20 protein-coding genes are annotated in these 21,485 nt (G+C 51.0%); 13 read left to right on the forward strand and 7 right to left on the reverse strand.

All coding sequences use genetic code 11. The features are described 5' to 3' along the window. Positions 1-49: 49 nt before the first annotated feature. A complete protein-coding gene (locus tag H8J70_RS06190) occupies positions 50-853 on the reverse strand; it encodes an IclR family transcriptional regulator (RefSeq protein WP_186502991.1) in 804 nt (267 codons plus the stop codon). 380 nt (positions 854-1,233) lie between these two features. On the opposite strand from H8J70_RS06190, the gene H8J70_RS06195 reads away from it, so the two are divergent. From H8J70_RS06195 to H8J70_RS06215, 5 genes are all read left to right on the forward strand, one after another. Then, entirely contained in the window at positions 1,234-2,373 is a 1,140-nt protein-coding gene (locus H8J70_RS06195) for an acyl-CoA dehydrogenase (protein ID WP_186502992.1), read from the forward strand. 29 nt (positions 2,374-2,402) lie between these two features. After that, complete coding sequence (locus H8J70_RS06200) at positions 2,403-2,819, forward strand: MaoC family dehydratase (protein WP_186502993.1); 417 nt, start codon at positions 2,403-2,405, stop codon at positions 2,817-2,819. Between the two features lie 71 nt (positions 2,820-2,890). Continuing rightward, a complete protein-coding gene (locus tag H8J70_RS06205; RefSeq protein ID WP_186502994.1) occupies positions 2,891-4,342 on the forward strand; it encodes a 4-hydroxyphenylacetate 3-hydroxylase family protein in 1,452 nt (483 codons plus the stop codon). Between the two features lie 229 nt (positions 4,343-4,571). Beyond that, positions 4,572-5,876 (forward strand): MFS transporter, encoded by a 1,305-nt coding sequence (locus H8J70_RS06210; protein ID WP_186502995.1) that lies wholly within the window; start codon positions 4,572-4,574, stop codon positions 5,874-5,876. 184 nt (positions 5,877-6,060) lie between these two features. Further along, the gene (locus H8J70_RS06215; RefSeq protein ID WP_186502996.1) at positions 6,061-7,728 is read left to right on the forward strand and encodes a glycosyltransferase family 39 protein; all 1,668 of its coding nucleotides are present in this window, start codon (positions 6,061-6,063) and stop codon (positions 7,726-7,728) included. 4 nt (positions 7,729-7,732) lie between these two features. On the opposite strand, the gene H8J70_RS06220 is transcribed toward H8J70_RS06215, so the two are convergent. Next, positions 7,733-8,365 (reverse strand): YfgM family protein, encoded by a 633-nt coding sequence (locus H8J70_RS06220; RefSeq protein ID WP_186502997.1) that lies wholly within the window; start codon positions 8,363-8,365, stop codon positions 7,733-7,735. Positions 8,366-8,568: 203 nt separating this feature from the next. Between H8J70_RS06220 and H8J70_RS06225 the strand changes: the two genes are divergently transcribed. The 5 genes from H8J70_RS06225 (at position 8,569) to H8J70_RS06245 (ending at position 15,063) form a co-directional block, all read left to right on the forward strand. After that, positions 8,569-10,077, forward strand: a complete 1,509-nt coding sequence (locus H8J70_RS06225; RefSeq protein WP_246415288.1) for a sensor histidine kinase — start codon at positions 8,569-8,571, stop codon at positions 10,075-10,077. Next, complete coding sequence (locus H8J70_RS06230) at positions 10,055-10,750, forward strand: response regulator transcription factor (protein ID WP_186502998.1); 696 nt, start codon at positions 10,055-10,057, stop codon at positions 10,748-10,750. The genes H8J70_RS06225 and H8J70_RS06230 overlap by 23 nt, the downstream gene beginning before the upstream one ends. A 102-nt stretch (positions 10,751-10,852) precedes the next feature. After that, the gene (locus H8J70_RS06235; protein WP_186502999.1) at positions 10,853-13,246 is read left to right on the forward strand and encodes an AAA family ATPase; all 2,394 of its coding nucleotides are present in this window, start codon (positions 10,853-10,855) and stop codon (positions 13,244-13,246) included. A 99-nt stretch (positions 13,247-13,345) separates the two neighbouring features. Next, positions 13,346-14,083 carry a FadR/GntR family transcriptional regulator gene (locus H8J70_RS06240; RefSeq protein ID WP_186503000.1) on the forward strand — a complete coding sequence of 246 codons (738 nt, stop codon included), beginning with the start codon at positions 13,346-13,348 and terminating at the stop codon, positions 14,081-14,083. 14 nt (positions 14,084-14,097) lie between these two features. Further along, complete coding sequence (locus tag H8J70_RS06245) at positions 14,098-15,063, forward strand: D-2-hydroxyacid dehydrogenase (RefSeq protein WP_186503001.1); 966 nt, start codon at positions 14,098-14,100, stop codon at positions 15,061-15,063. Between the two features lie 45 nt (positions 15,064-15,108). On the opposite strand, the gene H8J70_RS06250 is transcribed toward H8J70_RS06245, so the two are convergent. Then, positions 15,109-15,504, reverse strand: coding sequence for a VOC family protein (locus H8J70_RS06250; protein ID WP_186503002.1), 396 nt, complete (start codon positions 15,502-15,504; stop codon positions 15,109-15,111). Between the two features lie 132 nt (positions 15,505-15,636). On the opposite strand from H8J70_RS06250, the gene H8J70_RS06255 reads away from it, so the two are divergent. After that, positions 15,637-16,065, forward strand: coding sequence for a SoxR reducing system RseC family protein (locus tag H8J70_RS06255; RefSeq protein WP_186503003.1), 429 nt, complete (start codon positions 15,637-15,639; stop codon positions 16,063-16,065). Between the two features lie 71 nt (positions 16,066-16,136). Here H8J70_RS06255 and H8J70_RS06260 read toward each other — a convergent pair whose 3' ends face one another. Continuing rightward, the gene (locus H8J70_RS06260) at positions 16,137-16,988 is read right to left on the reverse strand and encodes a fumarylacetoacetate hydrolase family protein (protein ID WP_186503004.1); all 852 of its coding nucleotides are present in this window, start codon (positions 16,986-16,988) and stop codon (positions 16,137-16,139) included. Positions 16,989-17,065: 77 nt separating this feature from the next. Beyond that, on the reverse strand, positions 17,066-17,533 hold the full coding sequence (locus tag H8J70_RS06265) for a GAF domain-containing protein (RefSeq protein ID WP_186503005.1): 468 nt from the start codon (positions 17,531-17,533) through the stop codon (positions 17,066-17,068). 155 nt (positions 17,534-17,688) lie between these two features. Between H8J70_RS06265 and H8J70_RS06270 the strand changes: the two genes are divergently transcribed. Both H8J70_RS06270 and H8J70_RS06275 read left to right on the forward strand, forming a co-directional pair. Then, on the forward strand, positions 17,689-19,059 hold the full coding sequence (locus H8J70_RS06270) for a purple acid phosphatase family protein (protein ID WP_186503006.1): 1,371 nt from the start codon (positions 17,689-17,691) through the stop codon (positions 19,057-19,059). A 38-nt stretch (positions 19,060-19,097) separates the two neighbouring features. Then, complete coding sequence (locus H8J70_RS06275) at positions 19,098-19,859, forward strand: hypothetical protein (protein ID WP_186503007.1); 762 nt, start codon at positions 19,098-19,100, stop codon at positions 19,857-19,859. Between the two features lie 54 nt (positions 19,860-19,913). Here the strand turns inward: H8J70_RS06275 and H8J70_RS06280 are convergent, their stop codons facing one another. Next, positions 19,914-20,300: a hypothetical protein gene (locus H8J70_RS06280; RefSeq protein WP_186503008.1), complete on the reverse strand. Its 387-nt coding sequence runs from the start codon at positions 20,298-20,300 to the stop codon at positions 19,914-19,916. Between the two features lie 65 nt (positions 20,301-20,365). After that, positions 20,366-21,355, reverse strand: coding sequence for a hypothetical protein (locus H8J70_RS06285; RefSeq protein WP_186503009.1), 990 nt, complete (start codon positions 21,353-21,355; stop codon positions 20,366-20,368). Positions 21,356-21,485: the final 130 nt, after the last annotated feature.

The following is a 21,485-nucleotide window of genomic DNA, read 5'->3' on the forward strand; positions in this document are numbered from 1 at the left end:
GCTGTACAAAAAATGATTCCTATTTTTTGTACAGCTCTTTTTAGTACCCTTATAAAGGTTGGGCCTGGAAGGATTTGGCGAAGAAATCAATATCGCTGACGTTGATTTCCGTAAAGGCCTGTTCTACTTTTTCTTTTGCGTCCTTGAGTGCGGCAATGCAGCGTTCTTTCTTTGCGTCGTCTAAGCGGAAAGACGGGATGCTGACGCTCATGGCGGCAATATAGTGGCCGTTATACTGCAAGGGAACAGAAAAACAATTGATGCCCGGAGAAATTTCTTCCTGATCCATAAAATAGCCGCGTTCCCGGCCGGCCTGGCATTGGGCATATAAAGCATCAAAGTCGGTGCAGGTACGTTCCGTTACAGGCTGCAGGCCTTGGGGATAGAGCTTTTTGATGCTTTCCAAGGGGTACTCACTTAACAGGGCCTTGCCAATGGCAGTGCTATACGCCGGCAGGCGCTTGCCAACGAACGAGATCAGGCGGATCGGTTCCGGCGATTCTTCCTTGGCCAGGTAGAGTACGTCACCGTTGATCAGCACACCCAGCTGGGATGCTTCTGACGTAGCGGCGACGATGCGCTTCATTTGCGTCTTGAACAATTCCAGTACGTCCATATCCTGCAGGCAGGCAGAGCCAACGATCAAAGAATTGATTCCGATGATATATTTGTTGGTACCGTGATGGGCAATAAAGCGGCGCTCACATAGCGTACGGATGATGGGGACAATCGTGCTCTTCGGTACGGAAATAGCCGTCGCAATTTCCGTCAGCGTGCAGCCATCTTTGGCCGTCGCGAGCAACTGAAGAATGTCCAGGACACGGGCTGTCGGCCTGTGTGTCGCGTAAGGCATTATTGACGGACCTCCTTTTTGGTACTAGAAAATAGATGATTACGTTCAGCAATGTACCATAAATTTGTGTCACCCGGAGTTGTTCGGATTAGCAAATCTATGGGAAAATGGCAAACTACGTGAAAATTAAAACTAATGAGCCGGTGATAAGGCATAAAAAATAACGTAAAACTAAGACCTTAGCATTATAGCATGAATTTGTATCTGAGTGTTGCCATTTCCACAAAAAAATGATAAAATATAGCTGAAAAACGTATATACAAATTATAACTCATATACGAACGTTATGTAAAGGGAAATTTGTATATACTAGGTTAAAACTAGTAAAATAGTTTTGAATAAATGCCTGATGAGGCGTATAATTAGGGGAGGTATTTTTTATGGATTTCGAATTTTCTGAAGAACAACAGGCCATTCAGAAGTTAGTACGTGAATTTGCGGAAAAGGAAATTGCACCTACCGTCCATGAACGGGACGAAAAGGAAGAATTTTCTCGTGAACTTTTTGACAAAATCGGGGAATTAGGCTTATGCGGCATTTTCTTCCCGGAAGAATACGGCGGCAGTGAAGGCAGCTATACGAGCTACATTATTGCCAACGAAGAACTTTCCAAGGTAGATGATGCAGTAGCTGCCGGTTATGCTTCCAGCATTTCCCTCTGCGCTTGGCCTATTTGGAAATTCGGTACAGAAGAACAGAAGAAAAAGTACCTTACACCGTTAGCAGAAGGCACGAAACTCGGTGCATTCGGCTTGACGGAACCGAATGCCGGTTCCGATGCAGCCCGCCAGCAGAGCGTCGCTGTAAAACAGGGTGATCATTACATCCTGAACGGTTCCAAGATCTTCATCACCAATGGTGGCGAAGCTGATATCTATGTTGTATTCGCTATGACAGATAAATCCAAAGGAACCAAAGGAATTTCCGCATTCATTCTTGAAAAGGGAATGGAAGGTTTCAGCTTCGGTAAAGAAGAACATAAAATGGGTATCCACGCATCGGCAACGCGGGAACTGATTTTCCAGGACGTTAAAGTTCCGGTTGAAAATCTTCTCGGTGAAGAAGGCAAAGGCTTCACAATTGCAATGCAGGGTCTCGACGGCGGCCGTATCGGCGTAGCTGCTCAGGGCCTCGGTATTGCCGGCGCTGCCTTAGAAGCTGCTATCAAGTATTCGAAAGAACGTGAACAGTTCGGCAAGACGATTGGCAAATTCCAGTCTATCGCTTTCATGCTCGCTGACATGGCTACGAAACTCGATGCTGCCCGTCTCCTGGTATATCGCGCTGCTGCCCTCAAAGAAAAAGGACTTCCTTGCACGAAAGAATCCTGCATGGCTAAAATGTATGCTACAGATGCTGCTATGTCCATCGCTACGGATGCAGTCCAGATTCTCGGCGGCTATGGCTACACTCGCGAATACCCTGTAGAACGCCTCATGCGTGATGCGAAGATCACACAGATTTATGAAGGTTCTAACCAGATTCAGAGACAGATCATTTCTGGACAACTTTTAAAGTAAACGCAGCATAAAAAGAGAGGTAAAAAACGATGAGTGATGTATTAACGTATGATGAAATGAAAGTTGGCGACAAGACCACGTTCGGCAAGACCATCGGTGAATGTGACGTCTATGCCTTTGCCGGCGTAACAGGGGACTTCAACCCCATGCATGTTAATGAAGTAGAAGCATCGAAGACCATGTTTAAAGGCCGTATTGCCCATGGTATGCTCAGTGCTGGTATTATTTCTACAACGATGACGAAGGCCGCTCACGGTGGCACGCCAATTTATTGCTCGCAGGAACTCAAGTTTAAGGCTCCTGTACATATCGGAGATACCATCACCTGTACAGCCGAACTGATTGAAAAGGTTCCGGAAAAACATCGTCTCATTTATAGTACAGTTGTTACGAATCAGGATGGCGTCGTTGTAACGGACGGCAAGGCTATGATTCTCAAATTCTAAATCAGTTGTTGGTGCAGCGGGCACAGGTTCTGTGTCCGCCCGTACCATGTTGACCACAGGAGGTTACTATTATGGCACTTATGACTGGCGAACAGTATATCGAAAGCATGCGTAAATTAAACCTGCAGGTATATATGTTCGGTAAGAAAGTTGAAAACGTCGTTGATGATCCGATTCTTCGTCCGTCTCTGAACTCTGTACGTATGACCTATGATCTGGCTCAGAAACCGGAATATGAAGATCTCATGACGGCTACGTCCTCTCTTACCGGTGAAAAAATCAACCGTTTCACCCACATCCATCAGAGCACACAGGATCTGATGAACAAAGTTAAAATGCAGCGTCTCCTCGGCCAGAAGACGGCAGCCTGCTTCCAGCGTTGTGTAGGTATGGATGCTTCGAACGCCGTATTCTCCACAACCTATGAAATCGACCAGAAATATGGTACGCATTATCATGAAAACTTCAAGAAGTTCTTAACGCGCGTACAGCAGAACGACTTCACTGTCGACGGCGCTATGACGGACCCGAAGGGTGACCGCAGCAAAGCACCGCATGCACAGGATGATCCGGATATGTACCTGCACGTTGTAGAACGTCGTCCTGATGGCGTCGTTGTTCGTGGTGCCAAAGCACATCAGACGGGCTTCATCAACTCTCACGAAGTTATCGTCATGCCGACGATTTCCATGCGTGAAGCTGATAAAGATTACGCTATTTCCTTCTGCTGTCCTACCGATGCTGAAGGCATCTTCATGATCGTTGGCCGTCAGTCCTGCGATACGCGTAAACTGGAAGGTGCACCGATGGATACGGGCAACCCGGAATTCGGCGGCACAGAAGCCCTGGTTATTTTCGATAACGTATTCATCCCGAATGACCAGATCTTCCTGAACGGCGAAGTTGAATTTGCCGGCATGATGGTAGAACGCTTTGCCGGTTACCATCGTCAGTCTTACGGCGGCTGCAAAGTTGGCGTAGGCGACGTATTGATCGGCGCAGCTGCTCTGGCTGCTGATTACAACGGCTGCTCTTCCGCATCCCACATCAAAGACAAGATCATTGAAATGCAGCACCTCAATGAAACCCTCTTTGGCTGCGGCATTGCTTGCTCCGCTTTGGGCACCAAGACGAAAGCCGGTAACTACCTCATCGACATGCTGCTGGCTAACGTCTGCAAACAGAACGTTACGCGTTTCCCCTATGAAATCGTTCGTCTGGCTGAAGATATTGCCGGCGGTCTCGTAGTAACAGCACCGTCTGAAATCGACCTGCGCGACTCCAAGATTGGGCCGTATGTTGATAAATACCTGAAAGGCATCTCTGCCGTTTCGACAGAAAACCGCCTGAAAGTATTACGCCTCATTGAAAACCTCTGCCTCGGCACAGCTGCTGTTGGCTACCGTACAGAATCCATGCACGGTGCAGGTTCTCCGCAGGCACAGCGCATCATGATTTCCCGTCAGGGCAACTTGGAAATGAAGAAAAACCTGGCAAAAGCAATTGCACACATCGAAGAATAATCAGTACCTTTGGCAGGCCTCGTAAGAGGCCTGCTTTTTTGTACGCCAATATATTGCAGGTATGGACAGATAAGCAAAATATTCGTTGACAGAATACAACCAGGTGCCTATAATGAACGTAGAGTTAACGTAGTGATATGGGGTTTCACGCTTGCAGAAAACGGGGAAAGGGGGCGTGTGTACGTAGCCGTGTAAGCCTGCAGGCTAATTTAAATAGGGGGTGTGCACTATGACACACGATTTGTATGGTAGTAAGCCGACGAAAGTCCGCTGGATGGTCTTTGGCTCACTGCTGGCATTATGTACGGTTAACTATGTAGACCGGGCGGTTATTTCGATTTGTATGCCTGCCATCGAAGCAGATTTGCAATTTGGACCTGCCATGGTCGGCGTTATTCTGAGTGCTTTTTTCTGGGGCTATACGCTCATGCAGATTCCGGCCGGCTGGATTGCTGACCGCCTGGGACCAGGGAAAACGATTCTCGGATCAGGCCTGCTCTGGGGGATTTTTCAGATCATTACAGGCTTCCTCAATGGCAGTACGGGTTTCATGATTGTCCGCGCCTTGTTAGGTGCGTCGGAAGCGCCAATCTATCCGGCCAGCAGCAAGCTGCAGTCTGTATGGCTGACGAAAAATGAACGTACCCGCGGGGCGGCTATCGTCGATGCCGGGTCAGCCTTAGGGACGTCGATTGGCGGGCCGCTGATCATTGCCTTCCTGGCTTGGTTCGGTGGCTGGCGTGGCGCATTGATGGGTGCCGGTGTTGTAACCATGGCTGTTGTCTTAGTTTGTTATAAATTTGTACATACGACACCGGATACGAATACCATGATCAATGCAGCCGAACGGGAATACATTGACAAGGCCTTAAAGGAAGAATATGAAAGTGAACAGATGGCCAGTGGCGGCCGTACGTCCTTAGGCTTACCGCGGTATTTGCGCAGCCTGACCTTCTGGGGCATGGTCTTAGGCTTTGTCTGCTACGACTGCTTCTGGTATGGCCTCATGACCTGGGGCCCCATGTATTTATCCCAGGTATTCAAGGTCAATATCATGACCGTCGGCGGCTCGATTTTCATCATCTTTGGCTGTGGCGTCATTGGCTCCTTCTTCGGCGGCTACATGATCGATATGCTGCGCATCAAGGGCTATGATTCCAACAAGGTCGTCAAATACGCCCTGGCCGGCTTGGGTATTGCCATGGCTCTTTCTATGTACCTTTTGAGCACGGCGGCGACGATTACCCTGGCGATTGTCTACATGTCCTTTGCCATGTTCTGTGAAAAATGGGTTGGCGCTACCTTTTGGATGATGCCGGCTGCCATTTCCCAGAAGGATGATGTCGGTATCGTGGCCGGTGCCATGAACTTCATGGGCAATATTGGCGGTACGATCGTGCCAATCCTCGTTGGGCTTATCGTTACCTTTACGGGCAGCTATTATTGGGCCATTATCCTGTTCCTGGCCTTTGCCTTGGGCGTTTGCCTGTTCCCCATCTGGATTAACATGAATAAGAAGGTAGGGGCGCAATAAGAACTGCAGCCATAGGCGCTGTGACAGCATTTTATCAATAAAAGAAGAGGGGGACCTGCTCTATGGGCAGATCCCCCTTTGTAATTTAAAAAAAAGATGCGTAACGAGGAGTTGTTAATTTTTTGTTTATAACTTTTGTGTATACTGTAACCACTGCATTTTAGTACAGTGGGAGGATAGGGTAATGGTAACTTTTATTAGACATCACCGCCGGGCAACACTGGGTTTGTTGTGTCTGGCATTGATCTTGTTGTATGTGGCTCATTTGGGGTCGTATCATCTTATCGAGCTCGATGAAGGCCGCTATCACCGGGTAGCCATGGAAATGGTTTTATCCGGCGATTATGTGACACCTCATTTTGATTACATGCCGTATTTTGAAAAGCCGATTTTCCAGTATTGGATCACGGCCCTGGCCATGAATCTCTTTGGCTTTCAGGAATTTACAGGCCGCGTCTTGCCGGCCTTGACCGGTGTCGGTAATGTCCTTGTGGCAGCCTGGCTGGGCCGCTATATGTATAACCGCCGTACAGGGATTATGGCCGGTATCATCCTGGCAACGACGGCCTTGCAATTAATCGTTTCTTCTATTGGCGTTCTCGATATGGCCCTGACGTTCTTTGTCAACACGTGCCTGGCCTCGTTCTATGTCTTCGAACGGACAGAAAAGAAGAAGTATTTGCTCCTTTTCTATGCTTCCATGGGCTTTGGCATGCTGACGAAGGGGCTGATTGCCATCGTCTTTCCCTTGGGCATTCTCTTTTGGTACGTCCTGCTTACGCGGCGGCCGCGCCTCTTTTTGCGCCTGTTCTACCTGCCGGGAATCTTGCTCTTTCTGGTCATTGCTGTGCCCTGGTATTATCTCGTCTGCCAGCGTAATCCAGAATTCTTTTATTTCTTCTTTATTCGCGAACATTTCCTGCGTTTTGCGACGACTATGCACGAACGGTTCCATCCGTGGTATTATTTCGTACCCGTGCTTTTGGCAGGCTTCATGCCGTGGACAGGCTTCTTGCTTACCTTTTTCAGCAAACGCGGTATTTTCCGCAGCCCGTCGTCACCTAAGGAAAAGCAGGCCCTGTGCCTCCTGGCCTTGTGGGCTGGCCTGATTTATCTCTTCTACAGTATTTCTGATTCGAAATTGCCGACGTATATCATGCCCTGCTGGCTGCCCTTGTCCATCCTCGTAGCAGCCTCGCTGGAACGGTGCCGCCACGTCGGCAGCTGGCTCTGCCATTCCTTCCTGGTAAACAGCATCCTCTGCCTGCTCTTTACCGTTGCGGGCATTGCCTATATCATGCGAACGGACTTCCTCACCGTTTCCGGCTTTGTGACGCACGGCGGTTTGCTCATTGCCTCACTTTTGCTCGGGACTATCGCAGCCGCCTGGATCTGGCGCTCGCGGCGCAGCTTTTTGGCAGTATTCCTGGTTCTTTCCTGTATGGCCTATGGCTTTGGCGTCGGTGCGCATCAGGTACAAGGCCAGATCCACGACCACCAGACGGCGTACTATGTCAGCCAGGATTTGAAGGAACTCGATCCGGATCAAAAGACGCCGATTATCATGTACGGCAAATTTATGCCGGGCTTGGTCTATTACCTGGACCGGCCCATTGCAGCGGCTAACTTTATGGGCGAATTGGAATATGGCCTGTACCACACGGACCGGACGGGCATGTATTACGGCAGTAAGGAGTTGCGCGAACTCTGGGAAAGCCCGCAGCGCGTCATCGTCGTCGTGCAGCCGCTCTATCTCGACGAAGCGCGCCGCGTCTTAGGTACGCCGGAAGCGCAATGCCTGCACGTAGAAGATTACTACATCCTCGTCAATCATAAGGCGTCACAGTCCTAAGAGGTTAGCTCATGCTGACGCGGACGGGGTCGCCTGTGACGGCATCGAGGAGAATATGGTAGGTCACGCTGCCATCTTTACAGCGGACGGCGTAGAGGGGATGCATAGGCTGTGCCTGAGCCTGAGGCTGGCCGGCCTGCGCTGCCGGTGCCTGGGTTGTAGCCGGAGCCTGTGGCTGTTTGGCCTGTGTCGAAGCGCCGGTTGTGCCGTCCTTACGGTCCTGCTGGCCCCCCTGGTCCGGCGATCCTTTTCTATCTCTTTCGCGTCCCTTGTGTTCCTTTCCTTCTTTAGGGTCTTTCTGATCGGGACCGCCCTGACGGGGCAGTTCCAGATTTACTTCAGCAAACGTTAAGGTAGAGCTGTCTTTACCAATGGCCTGTGCTGCCCGTTCCTTGATCGTATCAGGGTCGAGCAGTGCCAGGCCATTTTTGGTTGCTTCTGCTTCAATCATGGACGTGCGTGCTGCGGCGACTTCAGCATGGTGGGCCTTCTTTTGCTGTACGTGGTACCAGCCGGCACCGCCGCCGATAATGGCACAGACCACCACGACAGCCGTGGCTTGTTTCAGGTGTTTCTTGGTAAATACTTTCTGTTGCAATGTGTCTTTGAGCGAGTCTAATTTTTTCTGTTCCATCATGGTACCTCCTGTATGTGAATGAAGACTTTTTTTGACTACACCTGCAGTATAGCGGTAAAATCTAAACAGGACCTAACAGGGGGCATAAGATTCGCGAAATTATGCGTTTTTTTCGCTTTAGGAAAGGCGCTTTTTGTTTAGGAAATCTTAAGAACTATCGCCTATACTAGGCGTATACAAGAAAAAGAAAGAAGGCGGTGCCCATGCGTATTCGTGATATATCTCTGCGTAAACGGCTCCTCTTTGCCAACGTCATGATGGTGGTGATCCCTGTCTGTATCCTCATGGGGATCGCCGGCCTGATTTTGCAGGGCCTGCGTTTTTCCGCCGGACCTGATGGCAATCTGGTGACCCTCTGGCCTGAAAAAGGGCCGGCCATGTCCATTCAGTACACTGTGAGTTCACTAAAAGTCAATATTGATAAATTGGACCACATGGATAAACCTAAAGTCAAGGATCTCATGGATGACTGTCATGTTCTCGAGAGCCTGGGCATTGAAACAGCCATTGTCCGCCAGGGACACGTTCTCTATTGCACGCCTGGCGCCAATGCCCTGCGCCTGCAGGAAGCGGTATACCGCAAAGGCGGCGGTCAGTCGTCGGCCATGGTTTGGAACGACGAAGGCTTTTATTTCACCTATACGGCACCACAGGGGACGGCTATTTTCGCTGCCGGTGACGTGCCCTTCCTGGCTCGTGGCGGTATCCGGCCGGGCACCGCCAAAGGGCTTTTGCACGGCGTGCTTTTCTTTATGGTAGGCCTGGCCCTGGTATTGATTCTCGGCTTTGGTATTTATTTGTCCCGTCTCTTATCGCGGCAGATTCTGGAACCGTTGTCGGCGCTGCGTCAGGCCTCGGCGGCTATTCGCAATGGCAATCTCGATGAGCCCCTGCAGGTTACGGCCGGTGACGAACTGGGTGAAGCGTGCCGTGACTTTGATGCCATGCGGCAGGAATTGCAGCGCTCCCGGGCAGAACGGGAACGCTACGAACAAAACCGGCGCGAGCTCATTGCCGGTATTTCCCACGATTTGTCGACGCCGCTGACGCTCCTTAAAGGCTATGCCTGTGGCATTTTGGAGGGCATTGCAGCGACACCGGAAAAGAAACATCATTACGTCGAGCTCATGTACCGTAGTGCCTGCACCCTGGAACGGCTCGTAGACAGTCTTTTTCTCTTTTCCAAACTGGAATTGGGCCGCGTGCCCTTCCATACAGAAGTCGTCGATTTACAGCAGTACTTTGCAGATTTCCTGGGTGAATGTGCAGGCGACTATGAAAAACGCGGCTTAGACCTCCGCCTGTCCCATACGGGCCGGGGCTTTTGGGTAGCCCTGGACCGGATGCAGTTTCAACGGGTGGTGGAAAACCTTTTGGAAAACAGCCTGAAGTATAAAGAAGGCGAACGCGTGGCTGTAGACATTGTCCTGACGCAGTGCGGCGGCCAGGCCGGCCTGGCCTTTGCCGATCACGGCCGGGGCGTACCGGATGAGGCCTTGCCCCTGCTCTTTGACAGCTTTTATCGTACCGATAAGGCCCGGACGGATGTGAAACAGGGCAGTGGTCTGGGACTGGCGATTACCAAGCAGATTGTAGAAGCCCTAGGGGGCACGATTAAGGCCGAAGCCACACCGGGAGGGGGACTTACGATTCGCATGACCCTGCCCCTTGCAAAGGAGACGAAAAACAGTGAAAACGATACTGATCATTGAAGATAACCAGGAAATTGCCGAACTGGAACGGGATTTCCTTGAAGCAGCCGGCATTACTGCCGAAATTGCCGAAACGGGTACGGACGGACTGGACCGGGCCCTGCATCAGGACTATGACCTGGTCCTGTTGGACATCATGCTGCCCGGCCTGGATGGTTTTGAAGTCTGCCGCCGTTTGCGGGCGGAAAAGGATGTGCCCATCCTCATGGTATCGGCTAAACGGGAAGACATCGACAAGATCCGCGGTCTGGGACTGGGCGCCGATGATTACATCATTAAGCCCTTTAGCCCCATGGAGCTCGTGGCCCGCGTAAAGGCCCATATAGCCCGGTATGAACGGCTGACGGCCGGTGCCCAGGCAGCTAACGCCGCGGTCATTCATTGTGGGGATCTTACTATTGAAACGGATAAGCATCGCGTCTTTGTCGGCCCTAAGGAGGTCACGCTGACGCATAAGGAATTTGAGCTCCTCGTCTTTCTGGCCCGCAATCAGGGCATCGTCTTTAACCGCGAGCGCCTTTTTGAAAAGGTTTGGGGCTACGATGCCGAAGGCGATACGGCGACAGTCATGGTCCACATCAACCGCATCAGGGAAAAAATTGAGCCCGATCCGTCTCATCCTATTTATATTGAAACCGTCTGGGGTGCCGGCTACAGGATGAAAGAATGCTAACGGGCCGGGTGTTGTAAAAAGCGTTCAATTTTGCCTGTAAACATGCTACAATAGCCCATAGAAAGATACGTTGCCAAGGCACTTGGGGGAAGAAGGATAGCCATGATTGATCTGGAGAAATTGCAAACGATATTAAAAGAATACAAGCGGGATTTTGAGCAGCGCTGGCCTGCCGAACGATACAAATGGGAGGCCGTATATTGCTTTCAGACCAATTGGGATTTTATGGCCCGGGACTTTGAAGAAATGTTCATCGCCGCTACGGCGCAGACCAAAGACCTGCTCACCTCGGTCAATTATTATCCCCGCGGCGTCATGCGGGGCTTTGCCGCCGTTAACCGCGATGCTACGCGGGCTATGTTTTCCCGTCTCTATGATGAAAAGAAGGACCTGACAGAACGGGTTGAGCAGTTCCAGGAGGCTGCCGAACAGATCCGCCGGGAATACGGCGAAGGTATTTGGAAACAGCATTACCAAAAACTCAACGCCATCAGTATCTACCTTTGGCTGCGCTATCCCGATACGTATTATATTTACGACTATTCCGAATGCCGTGTCGTCGCTAAGGAATTGGGGAGCTCCTTTATTCCCCGCCGCGGCGCCCATGCCGGTAATTTAATCGGTGCTTACGCTCTGTATGATGAAATTTGCGACGTCGTAGGGGCCGACCTGGAATTACAGCAGCTCTTTCACAGCCAGCTGCAGGACAAATGCTGGCCCGATAAAAAGGCGCGGACGCTGACCATCGATTTTTGCCGCTATATCAGCCGGGTGTACTCGAAAAAAGGCATTGGCCGCAGTGACAGCGACTGGCTGCCTATCGATTATTCGCCGGAATTGACCGTAGCAGACTGGCTGGATCTCTTGCAGGACGATGCCGTTTTTACAGAAAGCAGCCTGGAAGTCATGCGCCGTCTCCTCGATTATGGCGGTATGGCAACGTGCCGGCAATTATCCAATAAATACGGTGAACCGAGAAATTTCTATAATTTCTGCTCTGTAGCCCTGGCCAAACGGGTAGCAGAAAAGACCGATTGCAACGTCCTCAATACAGACGACGAAGAGGCTAAATGGTGGCCGATTCTCTACATGGGCAAACGGGATGAAAAGGATCATGAAGGCGGCTATATTTGGAAGCTGCGGCCAGAGCTGGAAGAAGCCCTGCAACAGACCGACCTGTCCCGCGTCAGCCTCTATGCCTACGTATCTGTCCTCAAGGGCCCGCATGCGGCCTGGTGGTTTAGTGTCAATCCGGTCATTTGGAGCTTTTCGTCCCTCGATGTAGGGGAAACGCTGAGCTTTTCCCTATATAATGAAAACGGGAATAAGCGGCGGATCTTCGATCACTTCCTGGAAGCCCGAAGCGGTGACTTCCTCATCTGCTATGAAGCCATACCTGTGCGCAAAATCGTGGCTATCGGTAAAATTGTCAAGGAAAGCGATGGGGAAAACCTGTACCTGGAGAAAATTGAAGGCCTTGTCCATCCTGTCGATTTCCATACGCTGGAAAATATACCGGAACTAAAAGAGATGGAGTATTTTGCCAATCCCCAGGGGAACCTCTTTAAGTTATCGCGCAATGAATATACGTGCATCATGGATCTCATACGGGAAGAAAATCCTGTCGACCATAAACGGATCATCAAGCCCTATACACGGGATGATTTTATCCGGGAAGTCTACATGACGCGGGGACACTTCGATACGCTCATTTCCCTTTTAAAGCACAAGCAAAATATTATCCTTCAAGGGGCACCTGGCGTTGGCAAAACCTATACGGCAAAGCGGATTGCCTACGCCATGATGCGGGAACAGGATGATAGCCGTATTGAATTTGTCCATTTCCATGAAAACTATACATACGAAGACTTCGTTGCCGGCTATAAACCGCAAGGTGCTGGCTATGAACTGCAATACGGTATTTTTTACCGCTTTTGCCAGCGCGCAGCGAATATGCCTAATAAATCGTTCTTTTTTATCATTGATGATATTAACCGTGGCAACGTAGGCCAGATTTTTGGCGAGCTCATGCTGCTCGTGGAAAAAGCGTACCGGGGCACCCTGATAACCCTCTCCTGTAACGGCATGCCCTTTTCTGTACCTAAGAATATTTATATTATCGGCATGATGAGTATGGCCGATACCGTACCGATCCGCGATTACGTCCTGCGCCGCCGCTTTGGCTTCTTTGAACTGATTCCGGAATTCGACTCTGACGGCTTCCGGGCCTATGAACGGCACTTTGACAGCGACACCTTTCATGCCCTCATCGAGCGCGTGAAAGACTTGAATAAGGAAATTGCCGAAGACCCCCATTTGGGCCGGGGCTACCGCATTGGTCATGGCTACTTCTGTGGCCAGACCGAATATTCGGAAGAATGGCTCATGGAAATTGTAGATTACGAAATTATGCCGCTCCTGTCGGAGTACTGGCCGGATGATCCGGAAAAAGTACGCCACTGGGGCAATGTACTGCGCAGCGTCTTTTATGATTGAGGCTGCGCAGTTTTTTTAAAACCGAATGGTGCAGGTTCTGTCCTAAACTACGTCTGTATTGTATAATGAGGGTACAACGTGGCAGAGGAGGGGGTTCCCATGTCTTTATTTGATAAGACCGACGACAGGCTCTTATACGGAACGCAGGAGGTGCACTCGTCAGCTGATTATGTCATTGCAATCTTAAAGGATGCCCTTATTGCTAAACGGATTGCACCAGGTGATAAGCTTCCTTCGGAAACAGAGCTGGCGCGGCGTTTTTCTGTCAGCCGCAGCTCGATTCGTGAAGCCATAAAGATTTTGTCGGCCTTTGGTGTCGTTGAGAGCAAACGGGGCGACGGTACGTACGTTGCCAAAGAAGCGAATGATACCTTTGTCTTTAAGCCGCTCCTGTTCAGCTTTATTCTTACGCAGCCGGATTTTCGGGAATTGCAGGAACTGCGTTTTATGCTGGAAGATTATATTTTGCAGCTCGTCCTGCAACGGTATAGTGTGAACGATCTGCAAATCTTAGAGGCCTGCAATAATCAGCTTAAGCAGTGCAAAGAAAGACACCCGCAGAATGCAGAGGAAATTCTTCATTATGATTTGCAGTTTCACTGGCTCCTAGTGCGGATCGCGCAAAATAAGCTGATTGAAAAAATATATATTTTTGTGCTGGATTATTTTAAACCTTATATCCGGCGGGGCATAGAGAACCCGGCTACGGTCATAGAAGAAGCGGGCTACCCTCACGATGCGATTATCCAGGCTATTAAGGAAAAAGATCCACAAAAGGCCCATGCGGCCATTCGCCGTTCCATTACTATTTGGAAACAGCTGTTGACTGTAAATTGAGGAGGAAGCATAGGATGAAAATTGTTGTCTTAGATGGATATTGTGAAAATCCCGGTGATCTTAGCTGGCAGGCCTTGCAGGAACTAGGTGACGAGTTGGTTGTCTATGACAGAACGCCCGCTAATGACGCTGTCATTGCTGAACGTATACGTGAGGCAACCGCTGTGTTTACGAATAAGACGCCCCTTTCCCGGACGGTACTGGAAGGGAGCCAGACACTGAAGTTTATTGGCGTTCTGGCAACAGGATACAATGTCGTAGACGTAGAAGCGGCGAAAGAAATTGGCATTGTAGTCACCAATATTCCTACGTATGGAACCGATTCTGTAGCACAGATGGCGATTGCCCTGTTACTGGAAGTGTGCCATCACGTAGGTGCTCACAACGAGGCCGTACAGCGTGGCGAATGGGCTCATAATGCCGATTGGAGCTTTTGGAAATATCCCTTGATTGAGCTGGCTGGAAAAACGATGGGCATCATCGGTCTGGGACGTATTGGCCAGCGGACGGCACAAATTGCCCGGGCCCTGAACATGCGCGTCATAGCGAACGATGCCTTCGTTAGTGAAGCCGGGCAGGCTGTAGCAACGTACGTAGACCGGGATACGCTCTTTGCCCAGTCTGATGTTATCGTTCTCCATTGTCCCTTATTCCCTGATACGCAGGGACTGGTTAATGCGGAAACAATTGCTAAGATGAAGGATGGCGTCATCCTCATTAACAATTCCCGCGGCCCGTTGATCATAGAAGCAGATCTGGCACAGGCCCTGAAGTCTGGTAAAGTAGGTGCTGCTGCTTTAGACGTTGTCTCTACAGAACCCATTAGGGAAGACAATCCCCTTTTGGGGCTCCCTAACTGCCTGATTACGCCTCACATTTCGTGGGCTCCCAAGGAAGCTAGACAGCGTCTGATGGATATTGCTGTAGATAACTTAAGACAGTTTTTACAGGGGAAACCCATTAATGTCGTGAATCAGTAAGAAAAAAGCCCGGACCTGAAAAGTCCGGGCTTTGCCATAGGTGTATTATTTTTCGTGGAAGAATTCGATTTCTTCTCCGCACGGGCCGATAGCAAAGGCCACGCGGATGGGGAAGGGCGGTTCCGAAGCGATGACGACGTCTTTCGGTTCAACCGTAATGGTGTAGCCTGCCTGCCGTACGGCAGCAATGCAGGCATCGGGATCATCGGTTGCCAAGGCCAGATGGTGAATCGATCCGGTAGCATGGGATACATTGCCGGCTGCAAACACTTCGATGACGCCACAGCCTGTGTCGATCATGGCACCGGCCTTGCTGCCTTCACCCCAGGAACGGAGTACGGTCAAACCGAGAACTTCCGTGTAGAAGTGAAGGACTTCTTTGAATTCTGCCGGGCAGGAACATTTGATGGCTGCGTGATGAATACCTTTGATTAAACTCATGATAACCTCTCCTTAAGGGAACGATAAGAACATGTCTTTTTCCGGGCGTTCCGTTGCACATGTTGACAATACATGATATACTATAGATGTAAACAATAACTATTATTGATTAGAAACAAGGGAGTGATTCTTATGCGGATTGGTGAAGGGACCATCGAAGAAGTAAATGAAGACGGTTTGGTAAAGATCAAAGTAAACCGTGATCACTTATACGTTGCTTGTAGTGCCTGTGCCGCAGCAGAACACGTGATGATAACAGCTTACAACACCGTAGGGGCAGAAGAAGGAAATTATGTACGGTACGAAGTAGATGACTCACACTTGGTACTCAGTTCCTTTGTCTGTTTCATCATGCCGTTGCTTTTGGCTGCTGTAGGCGGTTTCGCAGGCTACATGCTGACGACGACTGTCCTCTGGGGCGTCATCGGCGCTGCTATAGGTGTGCTCATCGGCGTTCTCGGTGTCAAGCACTATGATAAAAGCCTGGGGCGTGTCCTCGATACGCGGGCGTATATTACGGCAATCCTGGGAAAGGACGAAGCAGCTGCCCATGAAGGATGAATCTACAGATGTGCGGCAAGGCAGGTTTTTCTGCTCTTGCCGCACTTTTTTTGTCCCTAAATTGACCTGCCTTACCGCGTCAGCGTATTGGTCAGTTCGCCAATGCCTTCAATCTTTATGGTTACTGTATCACCCGGCTTGAGCCATACCTGTTTATCTTCCGGATAGCCGAGAATAACGCCGGAAGGCGTACCTGTGTAAATGACGTCGCCCGGTTTGAGGGTCATGTATTGAGAAATATAGCTGACGATCGTAGCCGGATCGAAGATCAAATCACTCGTATTGGAGTTTTGACGGAGCGTGCCGTTGACGTAGCTCTGTATTTGTAACTGATTGGCGTTGATTTCCCGGGCCGGTACGATATACGGTCCCAAGGGAGCAAAGCCGTCGAAGCTCTTGCCCATAATCCACTGGGTTGTGCGCAGCTGCAGGTCCCGGGCGGAAAAATCGTTGCCTGCCGTATAGCCAAAGATATAGTCAGGCGCTTCTTCCTTGGATACCTGTCGTGCTTCCTTGCCGATGACGATGACCAGCTCTGCTTCGTAATCGTATTTTTCGGCAGTTTCCGGCAAGCGGATGGCTTCTTTATGGCCGAGCAGGGCGTTGCTGAATTTGCTGAACAAGGTCGGGTATTTTGGCAATTCCATGTGGGATTCCTTGGCATGAGCGGCATAGTTTAAGCCGACGCAAAGAATTTTTTCCGGTGCCGTAACGGCCGGTGCAAAATGAATGGTTTCCACGTCGACGACCGGACCGTTTGCAGCTGCTGTTTCCAGTGCCTGCAAGGACAAGGTCTCGTTTAAGGCATGCTCCATCGTTGCTGGAATAGCCGGATACCCACCGGCTGTGGCATCATGGGCAGTACCGTCTTGTAAGACCCCCAGATGAATGTGACCATTTACATAGAAATTGAACAGTTTCATACGACACCCCTCTTTTTTGATGGAAAATATATAATAACAAGCGTAATCTCTTACGTTGTATTATTGCTGTAGCAAGCTTATAGTGCGAGCGGGGAAAAGTCTGTAATCTCTTCCAGTGTGGCCACGAAGGCTTCCAGGTTATCCTGATCGGTCTGTGTAAACCGGTTATAAATAGGACTGTCTATATCGAGGACGGCTACGATGTGGTCGCCATTATGGATAGGGATGACGATTTCCGAGTTAGACGAGCTGTCACAGGCAATGTGGCCGGGAAACAGGTGGACATTGTCGATACGCTGCGTCTTGTCTTCTGCAGCTGCCGTGCCGCAGACGCCCTTTCCCATAGGAATATGGATGCAGGCGACTTTTCCTTGGAAGGGCCCCAGTAAGAGGTGATCCTTCTGTATCAGATAAAAGCCGGCCCAATTAATGGACGGCAAGTGATCCATGAGCAAGGCCGAAGCATTCGCAAAAACGGGCAGCCAGGCGGCATCGGCCTCGGCGAGGGCCCGCAATTGCTGGTTCATTAAGGTCATATCAGTCATAGTAAAGCTCCTTTGCGTGAGAATACGTTGTGTTGCACGATCCGTGCTGTATATACCATTTATTATATCATTAATAGACAGGCAACAGGAAAAAAACTTGCCACTTTCTGTTTTCGTGCTAGAATTACTTTTGCGACAGAAAGGATGACAACACCATGATAGATATAAAAAAATGGACAGGCACGCTCCTGTCTCTCGTGGCCGCCTGTTTGCCCGGCCTGGCCAGCAGTGCAGCCATTCCCATTACGAATCTGGTACAAATCGTTGCCAGTGATGCGGCTACGGCAAAGACGGTAGCCTGGCAGGACGACAGCGGCCGCAGTGACTATACCGTCGTATACCGCCAGCAAGGGAATACGGATACACAGCGGGCCTTCGTTACCAGCCCGAAGCGGCCGCCTGTGTACGATGCAGACTGGGTGCCGCCCTATACGTATGGTGCCTATATGCAGGGTCTTAAGCCCGATACGGCATATGAATATAAAATCGCCACGGCTGATGGGGAAAGCGGCTGGTTTCCCTTCCATACGACGACGGAACAGCTCGATGCCTACAAGGTCCTCATCTTTGGTGATTCCCAGTCGACCGATTACGGCGTCTGGGGCAGTACGGCCAGAACGGCGTATGAGCATCATCCGGAGGCTGCTTTTTTTATCATGATGGGAGACCTCAGCGATAACGGCCAGTCCTGGTATCAATGGCGCCAATGGTATGAAAATGCCGACATCCTGACCTCCCATATGCCTATTGCGCCGGTACTAGGCAATCACGAAGCCTATTCCCTGAACTGGACCTTTTGTGAACCCTATACGTATAAAGCACTCTTTCCTGTACCCTACGATGCACCGAAGGGGCAAAACCGCCTGGCCTATTCCTTTGATTACGGCGACGTCCATTACGTGTCCCTGAATACGGATTATGAAGAACTCCATACAGACTATCCGCAGATGATGGAAGAGGAAGCCCAATGGCTCGATCAGGACTTAGCTGCTGCCCAAAAGCGGGACAAACGGCTCATCGTCCTCATGCACCGGCCGGCTATTACGGCTACCTCCCGTGCCATACCGGATCTCAACGGGACGTGGTTCATGCCTCTCTTTGATAAGTACCATGTGCCCCTGGTCTTTACGGCGCATGAACACTGCTATGCCCGTACGGAGCCCTTCCGCGACGGTAAGCCCGCTGCCGGCGGCACGACCTATGTGACGACGGGCCGTTCCGGTACAGAATCGTATACCGATACGGTGCAGCGCTACTGTGATGCTGTCTATTATAATCCCGTCGATATGCCCATGTACCTGACACTGCAGGTCAAACCGGATGCGTTTGTCGTCACTGCCTATAAGAATGATGGTACGGTCATCGATGCGGCGTCCATTGCGGCGCCGCCGGTACAAAAGCAGGTCCGGACTGTACGGGAAAGCCCGGCCAAGGCAGATAAAAAGGGAGAACGTAAAGGCCTGGCAGGCAGCGCTCAGAACGGGACAGCCGGGAGCACACAGGCACAGATTGTGACAAAACCGTGACATAAATATAGTACAATCAATACTAGGAGATGATGCCAATGCAAGACAAAACCTGTAAATTTCTTGCTGTCGTCTTTGCTTTATCCCTGACCTTGGTTCATAATCCTAGTGTTTCCCAGGCCAGCAGCAATGATTTGGCTGCTTCCAATGCAGCGCTTTTGCGCCAAATGAACCGGATGGAACAACGGATTGACCAGGACTGGCAGACGCAGCGCCGTTTCTTTTCAAACTGGATGAATCAGTCCCTGACGGCTCCCGATCCGTTTGCCAATATGTGGCGGGATCAGCAGCAGAATCTGGAAAATCTGCAGGCAGCCTTTGGGAAAAATGCCCTGTCTGGTAACGGCACAGGCAGCAGCCTGCGTTTGACCAGCAGTACTGGTGACGCCGGCGGCGTAGAAGTGACGAGCCGCTCGTGGGGCACAGGTACACCAGCCCAGGCGAAAGTAGCCTATGCGCTTAGCGGGCAAAATCTGACGGGTGATGTAACGGCTGATCAGGGCAGCACACTTACCTTATCCTTACAGAATGGCACGCATTTTAAAGGTGCCTTCAACGCCGGCCAAAAGGCACAGGCAGCAGCACTCAGCCTGGATCAGGACTCCGTATGGGACGTAACGGAAGATTCGTACGTGACGGCTCTTACCGATACGGATACGAGCCTGGCTAATATTCACAGTAATGGCCATACCGTATACTATGATGCGGCCAATGAAGCCAATGCCTGGCTTCAGGGCCAGACAAAACAGCTGCCCGGTGGCGGTAAGCTGACACCACAGGCAAAACCAACAGAAAAATAAGTACATAGCGTAAAAATCCGGTTCCACACTGAGGGAACCGGATTTCTTTTTTTCTTATTCAAAGGTCTGCGCCAGGGCAGACAAGTGTTTCTGATGGGCAGGATACCAATCCCTGAAAGGCTGGCCTGCCTCTTCCAATACAGCCGCAAGGGCCGTAAAGAAACGGGGCAGGTCTTCTTCTTTGAGGGTAGCAATTTCTTCGCCGAAGGCTTCCTGGCCGAGGCGGCTGCTGCCGCCGGCACTGACGACGTAAGCCGGGTAGGGATGCTTATCGACAATCTTTAAGGCGCCGCGCAGACCGATGCTGCCGGCCTGATGGCCGCCGCAGGAGAAATGGCAGCCGGAAATATGCAGCTGCGGCAAATAGCGCGTTGCCACGTCATCCGCATCCAGGGCTTGCAGCAATGCTGTCAGGCAGGCCTGGGCATCGCGGATTCCCATTTGGCAGGTCGTAGCGCCAATGCAGGCGACCGAAGCGTGGAAGTCGTCTTTGGCCGTATCGCCAGCTATGATGGCGAGGGCCCGGCCCGCTTCGTCAGGCCGCCGCGGGGCTGATAGTGGATATAATAGAGGCCGTCTTGCTTTTGTGGCTGTATGCGGCTGTCAGCCTGTACGACCGGCGGCATCGCCCCGGGCGCAGCGACACCTGGCTCCGGCATGATGTCCAGCTCTTTTTCCCAGGCTTTTTCCAAGTACTCTGTAAAGAGGCGGCGAAATTCCTCTTCGCCCAGGGTCAGGAGCAAATAGCGGCTGCGGGCCCGGGCGTGGGCTTCGTAATTGCCGTGCTCACTGAAGAGCTGCAGCATAGCATCCAGGTAATACAGGCATTGGGACGGCTCCGTATGACGGGCGAGGCAAAGGCCCATTTGCGGCCGCGGTCCTAAGCCGCCGGCAGCATAGACGTCAAAGCCGCCGTTGCCATCCCAGACAAAGCCCAGGTCCTTAAAGGTCGCATGCGTTTCGTTGCGCCGGCTGGCCGTAAAGGCGATCTTAAACTTACGGGGCAGGCGTAGCGTCGGAAACACGGCCAGCCTGTAGGCAGCAGCAGCCCGTACGTAGGGACTGATGTCGAACGTTTCTGCCGGGTCGATGCCGCGCAACGGGTCTGCCGCAATGCTGCTGAAATGGCTGCCGCCGCTGGCCGTTCCAAAGACGTCGTGCTCCAGGGCTTCAGCATAAATGTCGAGAACCTCCGGCCCGCTCAGGTGATGAAACTGCAGGGCCTGGCCGCTCGTAAAGTGGATCTTTTGGATCGCATGGGTTTCGATGCAGTCTGCCAGGTAGGCCAGCTGGTCATGGCTTATGGCGCCGGCAATAAAGCGCAGGCGTAGCATGGCTGTCTGGCCGCCCCGTTCGGCATAGCTGCCGAAACTGCCGGAAGCGCCCATATATTGTATCGGCGAAATACGGCCGCTGAAAAAGTCATCACTAAGCTGGCGGTATTTCGGGACAAGCTGTAATAACAGGTCTTTCATCTTTCGATTGATCAGGGTCATGGCGAGTCCTTTCTTTTTGTAACAATAACAAATTCTATCATAGTATACACGAAAAAAATGGCCCTTGTCTGTACGAAAAGCAACGGCATCAAAGAGGACCTGCCTATGACGATTTGGCAATTCAAAAATT

It is taken from the genome of Megasphaera hominis (assembly GCF_014269395.1).
Taxonomy (GTDB): domain Bacteria; phylum Bacillota; class Negativicutes; order Veillonellales; family Megasphaeraceae; genus Megasphaera; species Megasphaera hominis.

Bases quoted from the DNA above. Each gene is read 5' to 3' on its own strand.
- H8J70_RS06190 (WP_186502991.1), bottom strand. From the start codon at position 853: ATGCCTTACGCGACACACAGGCCGACAGCCCGTGTCCTGGACATTCTT.
- H8J70_RS06195 (WP_186502992.1), top strand. From the start codon at position 1,234: ATGGATTTCGAATTTTCTGAAGAACAACAGGCCATTCAGAAGTTAGTA.
- H8J70_RS06200 (WP_186502993.1), top strand. From the start codon at position 2,403: ATGAGTGATGTATTAACGTATGATGAAATGAAAGTTGGCGACAAGACC.
- H8J70_RS06205 (WP_186502994.1), top strand. From the start codon at position 2,891: ATGGCACTTATGACTGGCGAACAGTATATCGAAAGCATGCGTAAATTA.
- H8J70_RS06210 (WP_186502995.1), top strand. From the start codon at position 4,572: ATGACACACGATTTGTATGGTAGTAAGCCGACGAAAGTCCGCTGGATG.
- H8J70_RS06215 (WP_186502996.1), top strand. From the start codon at position 6,061: ATGGTAACTTTTATTAGACATCACCGCCGGGCAACACTGGGTTTGTTG.
- H8J70_RS06220 (WP_186502997.1), bottom strand. From the start codon at position 8,365: ATGATGGAACAGAAAAAATTAGACTCGCTCAAAGACACATTGCAACAG.
- H8J70_RS06225 (WP_246415288.1), top strand. From the start codon at position 8,569: ATGCGTATTCGTGATATATCTCTGCGTAAACGGCTCCTCTTTGCCAAC.
- H8J70_RS06235 (WP_186502999.1), top strand. From the start codon at position 10,853: ATGATTGATCTGGAGAAATTGCAAACGATATTAAAAGAATACAAGCGG.
- H8J70_RS06240 (WP_186503000.1), top strand. From the start codon at position 13,346: ATGTCTTTATTTGATAAGACCGACGACAGGCTCTTATACGGAACGCAG.
- H8J70_RS06245 (WP_186503001.1), top strand. From the start codon at position 14,098: ATGAAAATTGTTGTCTTAGATGGATATTGTGAAAATCCCGGTGATCTT.
- H8J70_RS06250 (WP_186503002.1), bottom strand. From the start codon at position 15,504: ATGAGTTTAATCAAAGGTATTCATCACGCAGCCATCAAATGTTCCTGC.
- H8J70_RS06255 (WP_186503003.1), top strand. From the start codon at position 15,637: ATGCGGATTGGTGAAGGGACCATCGAAGAAGTAAATGAAGACGGTTTG.
- H8J70_RS06260 (WP_186503004.1), bottom strand. From the start codon at position 16,988: ATGAAACTGTTCAATTTCTATGTAAATGGTCACATTCATCTGGGGGTC.
- H8J70_RS06265 (WP_186503005.1), bottom strand. From the start codon at position 17,533: ATGACTGATATGACCTTAATGAACCAGCAATTGCGGGCCCTCGCCGAG.
- H8J70_RS06270 (WP_186503006.1), top strand. From the start codon at position 17,689: ATGATAGATATAAAAAAATGGACAGGCACGCTCCTGTCTCTCGTGGCC.
- H8J70_RS06275 (WP_186503007.1), top strand. From the start codon at position 19,098: ATGCAAGACAAAACCTGTAAATTTCTTGCTGTCGTCTTTGCTTTATCC.
- H8J70_RS06280 (WP_186503008.1), bottom strand. From the start codon at position 20,300: ATGGGAATCCGCGATGCCCAGGCCTGCCTGACAGCATTGCTGCAAGCC.
- H8J70_RS06285 (WP_186503009.1), bottom strand. From the start codon at position 21,355: ATGACCCTGATCAATCGAAAGATGAAAGACCTGTTATTACAGCTTGTC.